This is a genomic window from Nostoc sp. (assembly GCF_036916575.1).
Taxonomy (GTDB): domain Bacteria; phylum Cyanobacteriota; class Cyanobacteriia; order Cyanobacteriales; family Nostocaceae; genus Nostoc.
On record NZ_JBALGC010000153.1, the window covers coordinates 13058 to 30290 of the forward strand.

Sequence of the window (17233 nt, forward strand, 5' to 3'; positions counted from 1 at the left end):
TCTCTTATTTTGGACCGAGAAATCGGGTAGCAAAATTTTGCGATCGCGTCGGTGACAGTGCCCGTGCCTTGAGAATTGCCGCCATCAAAAAGGCGTAAGATAACACCCCAACAACTACCAACAGCAAGGCATTGATTGATCCTGTAGCATTCCACAAAGCATGGAGCGCAGCGGCACTAAGATAACCAATAGAGAGAATTTGCCAACTTCTACTGGGTTTGAGAACAGCCAACCCGATGAAATAACCCAGGTAGCCACTATAAGCCATGTGTCCGGCTACAGAGCCTAAAATTCGCGGAATTAGCAGTTGTAAACCCGCCAGTTGACCAGCAGCACCTGTACCCACCTGTTGCGTGACATTTTGAGTAATATCTGGCACATATTGTCCGAGAGTTTCCAAGAGAGTGAAGCCCACAGCAGAAGCTGTTCCCAGGAGAATACCATCTAGAGGTTCCCAGACCCCGATGCGTTCCCGCCAAGGTGAAGACAATATTCTACCGATGGCAAAGGCCCCTAGTACAGGCAATGCCTTGAGTAATTCCTCCATCAAGCCAGCGCCAAAAAACATCCGCACCAGCAACTCTGTGAAGGTGATCGATTCTTGGGGTGAGGGCAAGTTTCCAGGCAAGATGCCGCGAAACACGTAGATAAATAAATTCAACACCGGACTGAGCAAAATCAGCATCGTCCCCAATGTTGCAGCCATTAGCACCCACCAAGGCTTCTGTTTACCGCAAAGTTGGTAAACAAAATAGTAGGCAGCGAAGGCGATGTAAGTTGCGACGATCACTTGATTAGCTCGGGGCTGACCAACTGTAGCAAACATTAACACTACAAAGATTACAGTCAGTATTCCCGGTACAAGGTAAGCTTTACGAGTTAAATCTTTACCAGTGGAAATAATCGGAAAAAGCTGGGTGAAGCTAACAGAATCTGGCTGCTTTAATTGCGTGTGGTTGTGGTAGTTTGTCGCCGAAGGTAATGGTGTAACTTGGTTAACTGTCGTGGCCGGGGTGAGTGAGGTAAACTCGTACTCAAAAACGTATTGTGGGCCATCAGCACCTAGAGAAATGCGATCGCCTGGGTGCAATTCCTGACATTCATACAAGCGTTGTCCATTCAAATAAGTGCCATTAGCACTATTCAAATCACAAAGCACCCAGCTGAATTTGCTATCTGGAGATAGAGAAAGGGGACGAATCACCGCATGACGACGAGATACCATTCGGTACATCATGGCATCCAAGACAACTTGGCAGCTAGGGTCGCGTCCAATTACCATCTCTTTACTGGGGGGCAGTGAGTAGCGAGATTCTGATCCAAAAGCTGCCCCATTACCAGACACTAGCCGCAGAAATGCATTATGTCTTGCGTTTTTGCCTGTCATCGAGTTAGAGTGCGTTTCTAAACTAATTCTTCAGATAATTTGGCAGCAGGACTAACCTTAGCCACATTAACAGCAGCATTGCTAAATCCACTATAGCTTCACTTACTGCTAAGAAATTTAAAATTTCAGATGCAAAATTTCAAATTGTTTCACCTAATGTAAATAAGTATTCCATCTGCAAAGAGTTCAGACTGAACCTGGCTTGTTAGGCGGATAAATCAGATTGTATTGGTGGTGTACTCTTGACATCCTAGCTACAAATTAAACCCACGCCAATTTATCAAAAAATAGTAGTTTTTACTGCATATAGTTTCATCAAAAAACTATATGATTTTCTGCCGTCTGTTGTTTTTACCAGTGATAATTGACTAAGCCCCTTCGGGGCAGGGAGTAGGGAGTAGTGAAAGAAACTGCCCCGAAGATTAAACCAAAAGATTTCTCGTATCTTGCCTCACACAACTGTAGTCAGTTCTGGGTGTTCAATCTTAGTTCCCAGTACTGTGAGGAATTCTGCCAGCCAATGGGGGTGAGCAGGCCAAGCTGGTGCTGTCACCAAGTTACCATCAACTATTGCCTGATCAACAGGGATATCGACATAAATCCCTCCAGCACTCTTAACATCTGGGCTACAAGCAGGGTAACCAGTACATCTCTTACCTTGCAGTACATCAGCAGCAGCCAATAACTGCAAGCCGTGGCAGATGGCAGCAATAGGTTTATTCCTTTGGGCAAAGTGACGGGTGATTTCTAGCACCTGCTGATTCAGACGGATATATTCTGGTGCCCGTCCTCCGGGAATGACTAACGCATCATAGGTTGCGGCTTCTACTTCTGTAAACGTAGCATTTAAAGTAAAATTGTGACCGGGTTTTTCGCTGTAAGTCTGATCTCCTTCAAAGTCGTGAACTGCTGTCCGCACCTTGTCGCCAGCTTTTTTGTCTGGGCAAACTGCATGGACAATGTGTCCCACCATTTGCAACGCCTGGAAAGGAACCATTACTTCATAGTCTTCTACATAGTCCCCAACAAGCATCAAAAGTTTCTTTGCAGCCATATTTTTGTTACCCTCACCTATTAGTCAATAGTTAATAGTTGTTTATAAAGTAAATATTAATTTAAAGTCAGCTACGTTAGGCATTAGTCTATATAGTAATATATAATACGTACAGTATTAAGTGTGCCGTAATGTATCATTTAAGGGCGGCAAGTTAATAAAATGTAATCCATCTTACAGATTTGTTCTGTTAATGACTATTGACTAATTAAAGCAGATGAAATTCTGCGATCGCTTTGGGAAAGTTTTTATTTTCATGTCCTGGGTGGCTGAGTTTAATCAAGGCAAAACGCTGTAAGGGCGTTAAAACCGCCCAATGTTGTTGTTTCAAGGTTACACCTATTTCTTGAGCTTTTTCCTGGATGCTAGTTGGCACAGTGGCAGAGTCTAGCCATGCAGGATGAGGCTCGATGGGCAATTGTGTAGCTGGTATACCCGTGCGTTGTAAAATTAATTGTTGGATATGCTCGCGGTAAGACTGAATTTCCGTTTCTGTAGTGCAAGGTAATTCGACTAAAGCTTGACGCTCGGCTGTAGTCATTTGATTCCAATCAGACAATTTTAGCTTGATGCCACAAGTATCTAATTTGCAACGCACCTGCATGGGGATGCAACGCAGGGAATCAACAAAGTCCGCTTCAAATTCAAAGAAATCTGCCATAAGTAAGTATTCAAAATTCGAGCATTCAAAATTAAGGGTTTTTAATCATCGATAATTTTTATATCTCAGTTACATAAATTATGAATTAAAAACAAGACTTATCTAGTGATCGCACATTAATCATTTGTCCAAAATACAGTTTAGGCTAATTTTAAGTATCAAGTATACTATATTATCTTGGCAAGAATTTTATTTTAACCTATATTTAACTACATTTATGCCTGAAAACATCTGATTACGTCTTTATTTTTAATATTAATTTTTGTAATTACTTAGACGAATTATCAGATAACTAATTGAGAGGGCGAGAATAGCAATTCCTAAACCAATTATATCAATACCTGAGACTTTATCTAAGTCAAGAATAATAATTTTTCTGGCAACAGCAATTAAAGATGTGACAATAACTAATTCAACTTGAAAAACGTGTTTTCGTAAATAAGCTGTGATATTCTCTAAGATTTCTAAAGCAATTAAAATATTCAAAAATAGCCCAAAAATTTTATACAATGTTGTGTTAAACTTTGCAAAAGGCGCTGTAAATAACTCTTTAAAAATAAATATTCCTAAATCTCCGATCGCTACCAAAATCACCATTACCATAAAAATAGATAGAGCTTTAGAAACTAGCACTTCTATGTTTTCGATAATGTGCATGAAGTTCTCATCTTTGGTAATTACTAAAATTTGCCTTAGTAGCTTTCTCATAATGCTGCACCCGATTCTCAAACAAAAGAAAATCCCATAGATAAATCTAGAGGATTAAAAAAAGAGGAGTTACCAAAGCTTTGTAAGTTTTTTATTCTTTATCCATAGCTAAAATCGACGCTAGTAAAACCTCTTCTTACGAGAGATTTAACCTCTTTAGATATAGTAATTGGTAACAGCCAAAATTAGACAGTCATAAAAAATGATAATAACTATTGACTATTGATTATTGACAAAATTACCTATTGCTGGTTAGAAATTATCTCTTGAGCGGTACACTTAGGAGCTTACCATTGTGAGGACTGGAGTTGATAATCTTTGACTGTAACTTCCACAGAGATTGGTATCAGCTGCACAGCACAGGCTTTTAATTCTGGTTGCAGCGAATCAGGGTAAGATTCTGGATGGGTGAGGGCATTAGCTTCGGCATTGTCTGCCCACAGCGAACCCCTTTCCTTTCTGTGCGTCTTTGTGGCGATACCTAGGTGTACTATTATACCAAATCTTCAAATCAAACAAGCAACGAATCCAAACCTAGAAACCTAGATGACATCTGAGTTTCTTAATAACGAATTATATTAGCGTACGTCTCATAGAGAAGCGTAAAGCCTTCTCTTCTGCTTCTCATATCAAAGACGCTGCGCGAACAAAGATGAAAACAGCGAACCAGAGGCTTGTCTGCGACACGCTCTTGCTAGCTTGGTCGTCTAGTAGGGATACGGCCAACGGCATAGCTTCTCTTCTTAGGCTGCACCCTAAGCGAAGCTATGCCGCAGGCTTTACGCTTAGAGCGAGTCCGCGAACGTCACGAGAGTGATTACGAATTAGCAATTGGTATTACATCATCAACCAGCCATAAAAAGCATGAGATAATTTCTCAATATTCTTGAGAATAAGCTTAATTAACTAAAATGGCAGAAGTTTATACAAGTGCCCAGTGGACTGAAATTTACGAAGAAAGCTTACAAACTGGAAAGATTGCCTACCATTGTGATGAGATTGAAAGCGTTGAGATTTGGCAGCATCCACTCATAAAAGGTCAAATTAGTAACACTCCACTTTGTCTGGGACTGTGAGCAGACATTGCTAATTTGGAGTTACCAGAGACTGTTGGTTGGGATTTTGTGGATGGTGATACCTACGTGACTTTGGTTTTTCGTAGCGCAGGGGTACTCAAAGAGGAAATTGAAGATATTTGCGAACAACCTGGAGAAAGCTATTTATTCTACAGCTTAGGAGAAGTCAGAGAGATTGAAAAATTGATGGTAGGACAAAATGTCAATGTTAGAGTCCGTTTGGAACCGCATCTGCTGAGATTATTGAGTGTGGGTCAGGAAGCATATTTACCCAGCAAACTCAAACCATTTTTGGAAACTGATACACCGCCTTCATTTCATCAATCACTTGGCAAAATGACCCCGGCAATGCAATTAGCGTTACACCAACTGCTTCACTGTCCGTTTCAAGGAATCATGCGACGTACTTATTTAGAAGCTAAGACACTGGAATTGATCACCTTACAATTTGCTCAACTATTTAATGATCGTACACCCTCCCACCAATTGGTTAATTTGAAGAGAAACGATGTTGAGCGCATCTATCAAGCCAGAGATATTTTGCTTCAAGATATTACCAATCCACCCTCATTAATTGAATTAGCAAAACAAGTGGAGTTAAACGATCGCAAACTCAAGCAAGGATTTCGTCAAATTTTCGGTACTACAGTGTTTGGATATCTGCATGATTATCGTTTAGAAAAAGCTTGTCAATTGCTCATGGAAGGACGGATGAATATAGCTCAGGTGTCCTACGCTGTGGGATTTGCTAATAGAGGTTACTTTGCTGCGGCATTTCGCAAAAAGTTTGGTATAAATCCCAGCGATTATCAAGCACAGTGACGAAAATAGTCCGGCAAGTGATCGCAAATGACCGTGTAGAGATCACCTGAAATCAGAAAATGCCCTATTCTACCTAAAAGTTATCAAAATTTACTTGCAACTGTTTTGGAAATCTGCGATCGTGGTGTGTGGAGCAATGAATCAAAAAAAATCTTATATTCTTTTCGTAGTGGGTGTAATCTCAATTCTGACGATGCGACCTGCTCAAGCAGATTCAGAAATTTCTCGCCTTCAGGATGTTATTCATCCTCTTAGAAGTGCTGCACTGCTAGCTCAAGACTCTAGTGTAACGGTAGTACAGGTGACCGGAGTAAAAGCCAATCCCACGAATCAAGGCGTGGAGATAATTTTACAAACGACTAAGGGGCAACAGTTGCAAGTCATAAATCGCAGTGCTGGTAATAGCTTTGTTGCTGATATTCCTAATGCTCAACTGCGTTTACCGTCGCGTGAAGCCTTTACATTCCGCTCTACTAAACCAATTGCAGGTATTACTGAAATAACAGTCACTAACTTTGATGCCAATACTATTCGGGTGACAGTTATCGGTGAAGGGAGTGTACCAACAGTTGAGTTATCTGACAGTCCAGACGAGGGTTTGATCTTCTCAGTTGCAAGTGCTGCATCTAGAGCGCAAAATCCCACCCCGCCTGCACCAAGGTCACAACAAACCCAGCCAGAGCAACCAACAGCCCAGGACGATCAGCCGATTGAATTGGTAGTTACGGGTGAGCAGGATACAGGATATAATGCGCCAGACGCGTCAACTGCCACCAAAACAGATACACCCCTCCGGGACATTCCCGCTTCAATTCAGGTGATTCCCCAAGAGGTAATCCGCGATCAAGGTGCAATCAGCGTCAGAGAAGCAGTGCGTAATGTCAGTGGTGTTACTTATGCTAGTTCATCTGGCAATCGTGCAGAGGGTTTTACTGTTCGAGGCTTTGGTGCTGGGACCTTTTTGAATGGATTTCGTGATGAAAGCTTCTCGCGAACTCAAGAGGAGAGTGCAAACATCGATCGCATCGAAATCTTGAAGGGGCCTGCATCCATTCTGTATGGACGGGTAGATCCATCGGGAATCATCAATCGGGTTACCAAGAAACCGCTATTTGATCCTTTCTACGAATTAAATTTTACAGCCGGAAGCTATAGTTTTTACCGTCCAACTTTAGACTTTGCCGGTCCACTCAACGACGAGAAAACATTAGCGTATCGCTTGAATATTGCCTACGAGGACGCAGGCAGTTTTCGCGATCGCGTGCAGACTGAGCGATTCTTCTTTGCGCCATCTTTTACCTATCAGTTAGGCAAAAATACGAGCTTAAACCTAGATGTATCTTATCTGCGGGACGCACGACCGATTGATCGGGGACTGGTGGTATTGAGTGACAATAAAGTTCCTAATATTCCAATCGGTCGCTATCTGGGCGACCCGACCAGGCAGGAAAAATTCACCCAAACCCTAGCAGCCCTTTACCTCGACCATCGCTTTAATCCCAATCTCTCACTCCGGTCTTTGTTTCGCTATACCGCAAGTACCGAAAGTGGCCCTGGTGCCACTCTACAAATCTTTGGTGATACAGAAGACGATCGCACCTTTGAACTGGGCAATTCTATTGGCGATCAATACTATGAAACCTACTCCTGGCAAAATGACCTGACTGCCAAAGTCAAAACGGGATCAATTCAGCATACGGTATTGCTGGGCTTAGAACTCACACGACAGAAGAGCTTCTTCTCTGCCAGAGATCGCTCGGCTGGATTCATTGATGTTTTTAACCCCAACTACAACTTTACTTTTGGTGAGTTTGATCCCTTGAGAACTGGTAATGATGTCACCGAGACTTTTGGTATCTATCTGCAAGATCAAATTACCTTGCTGGATAACCTCAAACTGCTGGTCGGTGGAAGATTTGATACCTATCACTATGAATCGACTACCAACGATGTTGCAAATCCGCCCGACAACGCAGATGCATTTACCCCACGTGTAGGCATTGTATATCAACCGATTCAGGAAGTGTCACTTTACACCAGCTACAGCCAGTCTTTTACCCCTAACAGCGGTAGAAGTATCAGCAATCAACCCTTTGATCCCCAACGTGGCACAGGCTATGAAGTTGGAGTCAAAACAGAGTTGCTCAATGGTCGGTTATCTTCAACACTAGCGTACTACAATACGACGCTGAAAAATGTCCTGATCGACGATCTAGATAATCCTGGCTATTCGCTTCAAGTCGGTGAACAGCGCAGTCGAGGTGTTGAGTTTGATATTGCAGGTGAAATTCTTTCGGGTTGGAAGGTGATTGCATCCTACGCTAACACTGATGCAAAAGTTACCAAAGACAACATATTAGCGATCGGCAATCGGCTTAGTAATGTGCCACGCAATAGTGGCAGCCTATGGACAACGTACACCCTGCAAACAGGGAGTTTGAAAGGATTAGGCGTTGGGTTTGGGGCATTTTTTGTCGGTGAGCGAGCAGGAGATTTAGCTAATTCCTTTGTGGTTCCTGGTTATACTCGCTTGGATGCAGCCCTGTATTACCAAAAAGAGAATTTCCGAATTGGACTCAATTTCAAGAACCTCTCGGATATTCGCTATTTTGAGGGGTCACAAGGTAGAAGTCAGGTTATTCCAGGCGCACCCTTTATTGTACAAGGTACGATTTCATATTCATTTTGATTGGTATAGCATGAGTATTCACAACCTTTTCCCTATTTAATGTTCCCTATTCCCTAGAACTCTTACAAAAGTGTTTTGTGGGATAGTGAAATATTTGACCATTTGTGATTCTCATTCAACTTTTGTATAAATTCTTGATGTTCAGTGGCAGCTAAACCTGCTTGTAACACAGATAACACCGTTGCCATTTCTTCTGACAGTAAGGCAGGTACCGCTAACCACAACCCCGGAAACACCTGAGAGCGAAAATCAAAGTCTTCTAATTTAGCAATACTGCATCCATTTTACTAGCGCACATGAAAAAGCTCTTTCCCCTATTATCAACTAGCAAATCGAGATATCCTTCTGCTGTGCCGTGTACGCCTTCCCCTTCAGGTTGAAAAGGCGGGTGCGCCCTTAGAACGGAATGGTATCTCCTCAGCAACTACTCCTTGCTTGGAGCGTCATTTCAAAACTTAAAATTTTCGCAGGAATTTAGGATCATTACAAAAGTTCATATTTAACCAAAATTAACTTACAGTTGATGTAAAGCCAAATTAGGTATCCTATAGGCACATTAGGTCTATGTAATAATAATGGCAAATCCCTAGTGGTCAGAAAATTTTTATAAATTTCCGCGAAAAACTTTAACTTGAGTTTGATAACTAGACAGTAAGCTCTACTGATCCAAGCATTAAACATCAAGTTATGGATTTGTTTATTGGAACTTTAAACAGTCAGAGGGATCTCTAGACTACTTCTGAAAGTATTTCACTAGGAGCGCCTCTATGACAAACGTCCACACGGTAAGTAATCTAAACCAACAACTCCAGCAGCTTGTTGCCGAAGCCTGTTCGCATCCAGCAAGGAGTTTAATGCGGCGGCAAAAACTTAGTGAGATAGTTAGAGTTGTGACGAAATCGGGCAAACTATGGAAGGAGAACACAGCTTACTATAATGATGCTCTGCAACAAACTTGGTTATATTTCTGCCGAAACCCAGAGCAATATAACCCCCAAAGTTGTAGTGTTATCACTTGGCTAGATAATTGTCTTAAATGGCGACTACAAGATTTCCGTTCGTGGTCAGCAGAAAATCAAGCCAGGACTGTTCCTATCTCGATGCTAGGAATTGAGGAAATAACTAAAACAATCGAAAGCTTGCCAGCTGCTGCCGAAATTCCACCAATTTTGGAAGAAACTTACCAATGGGCCTTTACAGATCCAGACAAGGATTTAGCCAGCACTTATGTTAAAGGACGTCCTGACGTAACTTGCCAAATCTTGATCCTGCGACGCCTGCCTCCAGAAACCTCCTGGAAAGACATCGCTAAGAAATTCAACTTACCTCTATCAACTGCACCCAACTTCTATAAACGTGAATGCTTACCCCGCTTGAGAAATTTTGCTCTCAAGCAAGGATATCACGAAATTTTGGATTGAGGCAGAGATATCTAAAATAGAGGACTATCTATAAAGTGGAAGGACAACTTATGATTCATAGCACCAAGAACCTAGAAGAAAAATCCATTCCGGTGGCTATTACCCAAGCAGCCCTAAGAATAGCACACAAGTTTGCCGATGAACAGTTGACATTAGAAAAGAAAAAGCAGGTTTATCTTAATACGTTGGCTGTATGTGCGGTAAATGATTACATGGAAATGATGAACATTCCCACAGACCCAAAGGCTAGCGATAGTTGGAATTCAGCCATGCGCTATTATGCAGATGTGGCAGACCTAAAGTTGAGTGGATTGGGTCACTTAGAATGTCGCCCCGTCAGGTCTGATAGTGTCTGTTATATTCCACCAGAAGTACTGGATGACAGAATCGGCGTAGTTGTAGTTGAGCTAGACATAGAGCATCAGCAAGCAACTCTAGTGGGTTTTGCTAAAACAATAAAAGCTGGTGAACTTTTTTTTAACGAGTTACAGACTATTGAGAACTTACTTGCCTATCTTGATTCACTCGAAAGTAACCCGAAGGAAGTCAAGTTGAGCTATTGGTTGGAAAATATTTTTGAGGCAGGTTGGCAGCCGATATCAGAAATTTTAGCACCAAAAACACCACAATTTGCTTTTCGCTATAGTAACGGAGTAACGCGGGGTAAGCTGATTGACATGGGTATACAACTCCCTGGACAATCGCTGGCACTAGTTGTTACACTAACACCAAAAAATTCGGTAGAAATCCAACTGAAATTGCAAGTGCATCCATCAGGTGAGCAAGCCTACTTACCCAACAATCTCATCGTCAAAGTGCTAGATCAAAAAGGCGTTACTGTTATGGAAGCTCATGTTATAAGTGGCAGTACTCATGTAACACTAGAGTTTAATGTTCAAAAAGGAGAGCGTTTTAGCGTTAACTTAGAGTTGGGAGATACTAATATTACTGAGAAGTTTGTTGTTTAAGCACATATACTTGTCAATTGCTAACCATGCAAAAGTTGGTTGTTTTAAATCTAGATGGTGATTTGAGTCAGGGAATAAAAGTCACGCTGGAGATTGGCGCAGAAGGCGATCGCGCCAGTATTGAAGTTCAAGGCTATCTGACCCCAAAGCCAGAGATAATTGCAGATTATGAGCTTTGGCGAACAACCTATCGCAGTTTAGCAAACTTTCGCCTTACACCCGTGAGTATTAATGTCGGAAGTTCTCTTAATGAGCATCTCAACAACTGCCGCAAGTTAAATAACAAGTTAAGTCAGCAAATGAATAGTTGGCTCAACTGTAACTCATTTCGTCCACTGAAAGAGAAATTACTCAAACAGCTAACGTTAGATGATACAGTTCGCGTACTAATCAAAACGAGTGACACTTGGCTACGTCGTCTTCCGTGGCATTTATGGGATTTTTTTGAGGATTACTCTCAAGCAGAAGTTGCTTTAAGCGCCCCAGAATATGAATATCTGCCAAAATCAAAAATAGATATTATTAAAGAGAAGGTAAAAATCTTAGCAATTCTGGGTAATAGTCAAGGAATCTTGATTGATAAAGATAGAAACCTATTGGAGATGTTACCAGATGCAGAAACCACTTTTCTGGTAGAACCACAGCGCAGCCAGTTAAATGAACAACTTTGGGAACAAGACTGGGACATCTTATTTTTTGCCGGGCATAGTTCCAGCCAAGAGGATGGTAAGAACGGTAATATTTTTATTAATAAAACAGATTGCTTGACAATTTATGAGCTAAAGTATGCTCTTAAAAAAGCTGTAAGTAAGGGGTTGCAGTTAGCTATTTTTAATTCTTGTGATGGCTTAGGACTAGCACATCAACTAGAAGACTTGCACATCCCACAAATCATCGTTATGCGGGAGCCAGTGCAAGACTTGGTAGCACAAGAATTTTTAAAAAATTTCCTCAAAAAATTTTCCAGTGGCGAGTCTATGTACTTAGCAGTACGAGAATCAAGGGAAAAATTACATGGTATTGAAGATCAATATCCTTGTGCGGTTTGCTTACCTATAATTTGTCAAAATCCAGCGGCAGTGCCACCAGCTTGGAAAGATTTTTTTATAAACCCACAAATAGAAACTAGCAAGCTTCAAGTAAATAAATATAGAACTCCAGTGCAGTTTTGGTGGCGTAGTGTTCAAGTAGTGCTGTTATCAAGTTTAATTATTACTGGTTTGGTAATGGGGGTGCGATCGCTTGGTTTATTGCAACCATCTGAATTAAAAGCTTTCGACCAAATGATGACGTTGCGTTGGCAGGAAAAACCAGATTCGCGTTTTTTGATAATTACTATTGATGAAGCGGATATTCAGTATCAGAACCGCATGAATATGAATATGCGATGGTCACTATCAGACCAAGCACTCGCACAATTATTAAAAAAACTAGATCAGTATCAACCAAGAACAATCGGCTTAGACATCTATCGTGATTTCCCTGTAGACTCCAATATTGCAGATTTAACAAATAGACTACAAAAAGATAAACGTCTTTTTGCCGTATGCAAAGTTTCTGCACCTCTTGATGGTGCGCCAGAAGGCACTCCTCCAGCTCCTGAAATCCCAGAACAACGCTTAAGCTTTAGTGATTTTGTCGCAGATGATAATGAAGTAGCCCGCCGTCAGCTTTTGCATTTAACACCTCCTTTAACATCTCCCTGTGCGGCACAATATGCTTTTAGCCTCCAAATAGCGCTTGATTATTTGGAGGCTAAAGGTATCAAATCATATATCAACCCAGAAGGTAACTTGCAGATTAGCAACGTTGTATTTAAGCAATTAAAATCTCATACTAGCGGCTACCAACAAGTAGATGCATCGGGTTATCAAGTCTTGGTCAATTACCGTTCGCTTTCTTCTCCTCAAAACATTGCTCAACAAGTATCTCTCAGAGATGTTCTTAATGACCGGATTAACTCCGAATTGGTCGAGTTGTTGAAAGGGCGAATTATTTTGATTGGTGTTATTGCTCCAACAACTACTGATTATTGGAAAACTCCTTATAGTGCTAAAGTCGTGCCTAATCAAAAGCTGATACCAGGGGTCTTTGTTCAAGCTCATATGATCAGCCAAATCCTTAGCGCTGTTCTAGATCATCGACCTTTGCTTTGGTGGTGGCCTACTTGGGTTGAAGGACTCTGGGTATGGGGATGGTCACTATTAGGAGGAATTTTAGCATGGTATATACGGTCTCCACTGCGTCTTGGGATGGCTGGAATGATAATGCTATTGTCATTATCTAGTATATGTTTTGGTATTTTTACGCAGGCAGGGTGGATACCACTTATTCCAGCAGCATTGGCATTAATTGCTACACAAGTAGCGGTTGTGTCCAGAGATGTTCGTAATCGTTAACTTTCGTAAGCAACTTTCTATATATTTTAAATTCATAATATTATATGAGTATTTACACAGTTAAAAACTTCATAAGGACATCATGCTGTGTTGCAAACAAATATATAAGTTGTCATTCCCAGCCGATTAAAGGATTTCTACAATTATTTGCTTCACTGAAAGTTATATCTTTAAGGGCAAATTAAGTAAGTCGGCACAATAAAATCAAGCTATGTGAAGAAAAGTAAACGAAGCTAAAACCCTTTTCCCTCCTGCCTCCTGCCTTATCCCAACGAGAATTATTTACGCCGACCTACTTAGATTAAGCATTTTTAAGTTTATTTTTTCCGTAATCTTATAACTTTTTATTGTAGTTAACATTAGGACATTGCTAGAAATATAGTAAATCAATGAAATGTCTTTCATAGCTACTTATAAGAGTTTAGTGTGTTCCGAACTTATGATTATCACTGCAAAGCTAAAGTTAGTTTCTTCTCTGTGATTGACGTTTATATTCCTTTTGCAAAAGGGGACTATTTTTTTGATGAAACTTACTTGCATTGTGACTTTAGTACTTCTTGGACTCATAAATTGCCCTTCATTAGTTTTGGCATATATCGCTCAATCAGTTAACAAACACCTTGTTAATATGCGTAGCCAATCTGAGCGCCCAAAATTTCCAGATAACGGCGCACCTACAGGTCGTCGTAAAGGAGGTACAAGCCGTGATGGTTGTACCCCTTTAGATATGCCTATTACTGCCTTGGTGCCTGGTAAAGAAATTGCAGAGGAATCAAAATCTTTTTTAACTTTTACAATTTCTGAATATCCAACTTTTTGGGTGTATGTGCCGGAATTACCTCTAAATGCTCACTTTGGCGAGTTCTTACTTCAAGATGAAAATGACGAAAATATCTATCGAATATCTCTATCATTACCAGAGAAGGCTAGTGTTGTTGGCATTTCCTTACCGCAAATTCCCGAATACGCTTTAAAAACAAACAAAAACTATCAATGGTATTTTAAACTTTTTTGTGGTGATCCCCGAAAAACACCAGATTATTTTTATGTTAAAGCATGGATACAACGTGTTCCGCTAACTTCTAAACTTCAAAGTCAATTGAATATAAGACAATCAGATTCCTATACTACTTATGCTGCCAACCAGCTTTGGCAAGACGCCATAACAAATTTAGCTAATCTCCGCCTTACTAATCCAAACTCACACATCTTTCTAGAGGATTGGACGCTTTTATTAAAAGATATTGGCTTATCAGAATTTGCACCAGTACCGATTATGAAAATTGATAAACTACAAAAAGGTATTCCTCAATCAAATTAATATTTAAAATCAATATGATAAGAAAACACTGTGTGTTTTTCCGCTTATTTCGATGGATTTTTCAATTTTTAAAATTTTCTTCTTTAGCGCTAGTAACATCTCTACTATGTAATCTTAGCCCACCTGTTTTAGCAAACCTTACTTACCCCAATCTCAAACATCCACAAACTCAAATTCAACACTTAGTCACTCACACTCAAAGCTTGGTAGAGCAGGGTAAAGCTTTCTATGAAGCAGGACAATTTGCAGAAGCGCTCAAGGTCTTGGAACAGGCTGCTATCGATTTTAAAAATACTGGAGATCAACTCAACCAAGCTATGGTGCTGAGTAATCTTTCCCTCACTTATCAGCAACTTGGTCAGGTAACAGAAGCAGAAAAAGCAATTACCCAAAGTCTCAATCTGTTACAAAGTTTGAATACTTCAAAAGACTATTTTGCAATTATCGGACAAACCTTGGATGTACAAGGAAAGTTACAATTAATGCAAGGACAAACTGAGGCAGCCTTGTCTACTTGGCAAAAAGCTGCTGAAATTTATCAGCAAATAGGTGATAAAGAAACATTAATTAGTAATCGGATCAACTCTGCTCAAGCTATGCAGGCTTTAGGTCTTTACCATCAAGCACAAAAAACCTTAACAGAAGTTGAGCAAACCCTTACTAGTCTGACAAAATTACCCATCAAAGCGGCTGGGCTGCTTGGTTTGGGAAATGTCCTGCGATCTGTTGGTGATTTAGATAAATCTAGAACTATTTTAGAGCAAAGTTTGGTTGTAGCAAAGCAAGTACAATCTTCAAAGGCTATAGCTGATACGCTACTTAGCTTAGGTAACACAGCCTTTACTCAAGGCAAAAGTCAATTAACCATAGGCAACACAGAATTTGCTCAACAACAGATTCAAGCTGCCTTAAGATTTTATCAGCAAACAGCTACAATTGCACCACCTACTACACGGCTTCAAGCACAGCTAAATCAGCTAAGTCTAATTTTAGAAATTCTCAACAACAAGTCAGACGAAAATACGTTAAAAAAAGCTTTGGGCTTGTCTTCTCAAATCCGATCAGAAATTAACAAATCACTTCCTAGCCGAAATTCAGTATATGCTCGGATTCAGTTTGCATCCATTTTAAAAAAATTAAGACATCAAACAACTATAAATGGTCTCTCTAATTTGGATATCGCTCAACTTTTATCTACTGCTGTACAGCAAGCCCAAAATTTGAGAGATCAGCGAGCTGAATCTTATGCCCTTGGGTTTCTTGGTGGGCTGTATGAAAATAATAAACAGTTATCTGATGCCCTAGCATTAACTGAAAAAGCCTTATTTATAGCGCAGAGTATTAATGCATCAGATATTATTTATCAATGGCAATGGCAGCAGGGGCGTTTACTCAAGCAACAAGGAGATATAAAAGATGCAATTGTTGCATACGATGCAGCTTACAAAACTTTAGAATCTCTGCGCGGTGATTTAGTTACTGCTAGCCAAGACGTTCAGTTTTCTTTTCGGGAGAATGTGGAACCAGTGTATCGAGAGTTAGTTGAATTGCAATTACGAACAGAAAACTTAGAACAAGGTACACCAGAAAGCAGTCAATACAAGCTTAAACAAGCTCGTCAGGTAGTTGAATCACTTCAGCTAGCAGAACTGAACAACTTCTTTCGTTCAGCTTGTTTAGAACCAATTGTTGAGATTGACAAAGTGGTTACCCAGGATAAAAAAGCAGCAATTATCTATCCAATTATTTTGCCAAACAGCTTAGAGCTTATTTTAACCTTGCCAAACCAACAATTACGTCATTATACAAGCAATATATCCCAAGAGAAGGTGCAGAGTACTATAGCTTTGCTGCATGAATATTTACCTGATGTGGCTGCGACTTCTGAAGTCAAGCAACAATCACAGAAGATATATGATTGGTTAATCAAACCAGCCCAAGCAGAATTGTCTAATAATGGTATTACCACCTTAGTTTTTGTGCTAGATGGTGAATTACGAAATATTCCAATGGGGGTTCTCTACGATCAACAGAACAAGAAATATTTAATAGAGAAATATGCCATTGCTCTAACTGCTGGTTTACAACTCCTTGACCCTAAACCTTTGCAAAAGGTGCAGTTAAATGCTTTGATTGCTGGAGTAGGAGAAGCGCGTTCGATAGAAGGGCGAAAATTTTCATCACTGAAAAATGTCGCAGGGGAATTAAAAGAAATTCAGATGGAAATTCCTAATAGTCAAGAATTTTTAAATCAAAATTTTATTGACAATAATCTCCGAAAGAAACTGCAAACATCTGCTTTTTCCGTAGTTCACTTAGCAACTCATGGGGAATTTAGTTCTGATCCAGAAAGAACTTTTCTTCTGACCTGGGATAAGTTATTGAAAGTTAAACAATTTGATACATTACTGCGGGTTAGTGATAAGAGGTCTAGGAATATAGAGTTACTTGTCTTAAGTGCTTGCAAAACTGCTCTTGGTGATCAGCGAGCTGCTTTGGGATTAGCTGGAATCGCCGTGCGAGCAGGCGCACGCAGTACATTAGCAAGCTTATGGTCAGTGGACGACCAGTCTACTGCTCAACTCATGAGTGAGTTTTACCGAGAGTTAAAAACTGGAATCAGTAAAGCACAAGCGCTCCAGCGGGCTCAATTAGCTGTATTTGCTAAAGAAAAAAGCCCTTATTTCTGGGCACCTTATGTCCTAGTAGGGAATTGGCTTTGATATA

At 40.4% G+C, this 17233-nt stretch carries 14 protein-coding genes; 9 read left to right on the top strand and 5 right to left on the bottom strand.

Annotated features, from left to right (window positions below; translation table 11 throughout):
* Window positions 1-4 precede the first annotated feature (4 nt).
* The 4 genes from V7L29_RS34450 to V7L29_RS34465 form a co-directional block, all read right to left on the bottom strand.
* Window positions 5-1387 (bottom strand): PrsW family glutamic-type intramembrane protease, encoded by a 1383-nt coding sequence (locus tag V7L29_RS34450; protein WP_334689104.1) that lies wholly within the window; start codon window positions 1385-1387, stop codon window positions 5-7.
* A 451-nt stretch (window positions 1388-1838) separates the two neighbouring features.
* Complete coding sequence (locus tag V7L29_RS34455) at window positions 1839-2441, bottom strand: DJ-1/PfpI family protein (protein ID WP_334738301.1); 603 nt, start codon at window positions 2439-2441, stop codon at window positions 1839-1841.
* A gap of 208 nt (window positions 2442-2649) precedes the next feature.
* Window positions 2650-3102: a nitrate reductase associated protein gene (locus V7L29_RS34460; RefSeq protein WP_334738302.1), complete on the bottom strand. Its 453-nt coding sequence runs from the start codon at window positions 3100-3102 to the stop codon at window positions 2650-2652.
* A 255-nt stretch (window positions 3103-3357) separates the two neighbouring features.
* The gene (locus tag V7L29_RS34465) at window positions 3358-3810 is read right to left on the bottom strand and encodes a phosphate-starvation-inducible PsiE family protein (RefSeq protein ID WP_334694063.1); all 453 of its coding nucleotides are present in this window, start codon (window positions 3808-3810) and stop codon (window positions 3358-3360) included.
* A gap of 767 nt (window positions 3811-4577) precedes the next feature.
* Between V7L29_RS34465 and V7L29_RS34470 the strand changes: the two genes are divergently transcribed.
* From V7L29_RS34470 to V7L29_RS34485, 4 genes are all read left to right on the top strand, one after another.
* Window positions 4578-4700 (top strand): hypothetical protein, encoded by a 123-nt coding sequence (locus V7L29_RS34470; RefSeq protein WP_334738303.1) that lies wholly within the window; start codon window positions 4578-4580, stop codon window positions 4698-4700.
* Window positions 4701-4721: 21 nt separating this feature from the next.
* Window positions 4722-4886, top strand: coding sequence for a hypothetical protein (locus tag V7L29_RS34475; RefSeq protein ID WP_334738304.1), 165 nt, complete (start codon window positions 4722-4724; stop codon window positions 4884-4886).
* Between the two features lie 15 nt (window positions 4887-4901).
* The gene (locus tag V7L29_RS34480; protein ID WP_334738305.1) at window positions 4902-5708 is read left to right on the top strand and encodes a helix-turn-helix transcriptional regulator; all 807 of its coding nucleotides are present in this window, start codon (window positions 4902-4904) and stop codon (window positions 5706-5708) included.
* A 136-nt stretch (window positions 5709-5844) separates the two neighbouring features.
* A complete protein-coding gene (locus V7L29_RS34485) occupies window positions 5845-8397 on the top strand; it encodes a TonB-dependent siderophore receptor (protein WP_334738306.1) in 2553 nt (850 codons plus the stop codon).
* 62 nt (window positions 8398-8459) lie between these two features.
* On the opposite strand, the gene V7L29_RS34490 is transcribed toward V7L29_RS34485, so the two are convergent.
* A complete protein-coding gene (locus tag V7L29_RS34490) occupies window positions 8460-8585 on the bottom strand; it encodes a hypothetical protein (RefSeq protein ID WP_334738307.1) in 126 nt (41 codons plus the stop codon).
* Window positions 8586-9164: 579 nt separating this feature from the next.
* Between V7L29_RS34490 and V7L29_RS34495 the strand changes: the two genes are divergently transcribed.
* The 5 genes from V7L29_RS34495 to V7L29_RS34515 all read left to right on the top strand — a co-directional run bounded on the left by V7L29_RS34495 (window position 9165) and on the right by V7L29_RS34515 (window position 17229).
* The gene (locus V7L29_RS34495) at window positions 9165-9818 is read left to right on the top strand and encodes a sigma-70 family RNA polymerase sigma factor (RefSeq protein ID WP_334689458.1); all 654 of its coding nucleotides are present in this window, start codon (window positions 9165-9167) and stop codon (window positions 9816-9818) included.
* A 50-nt stretch (window positions 9819-9868) separates the two neighbouring features.
* Window positions 9869-10786, top strand: a complete 918-nt coding sequence (locus tag V7L29_RS34500; protein WP_334738308.1) for a DUF1822 family protein — start codon at window positions 9869-9871, stop codon at window positions 10784-10786.
* 26 nt (window positions 10787-10812) lie between these two features.
* Window positions 10813-13185 carry a CHASE2 domain-containing protein gene (locus V7L29_RS34505; protein WP_334689460.1) on the top strand — a complete coding sequence of 791 codons (2373 nt, stop codon included), beginning with the start codon at window positions 10813-10815 and terminating at the stop codon, window positions 13183-13185.
* 523 nt (window positions 13186-13708) lie between these two features.
* Window positions 13709-14506, top strand: a complete 798-nt coding sequence (locus V7L29_RS34510; RefSeq protein WP_334738328.1) for a DUF928 domain-containing protein — start codon at window positions 13709-13711, stop codon at window positions 14504-14506.
* Window positions 14507-14520: 14 nt separating this feature from the next.
* Window positions 14521-17229 (top strand): CHAT domain-containing protein, encoded by a 2709-nt coding sequence (locus V7L29_RS34515; protein WP_334738309.1) that lies wholly within the window; start codon window positions 14521-14523, stop codon window positions 17227-17229.
* The last annotated feature ends 4 nt before the right edge of the window (window positions 17230-17233 follow it).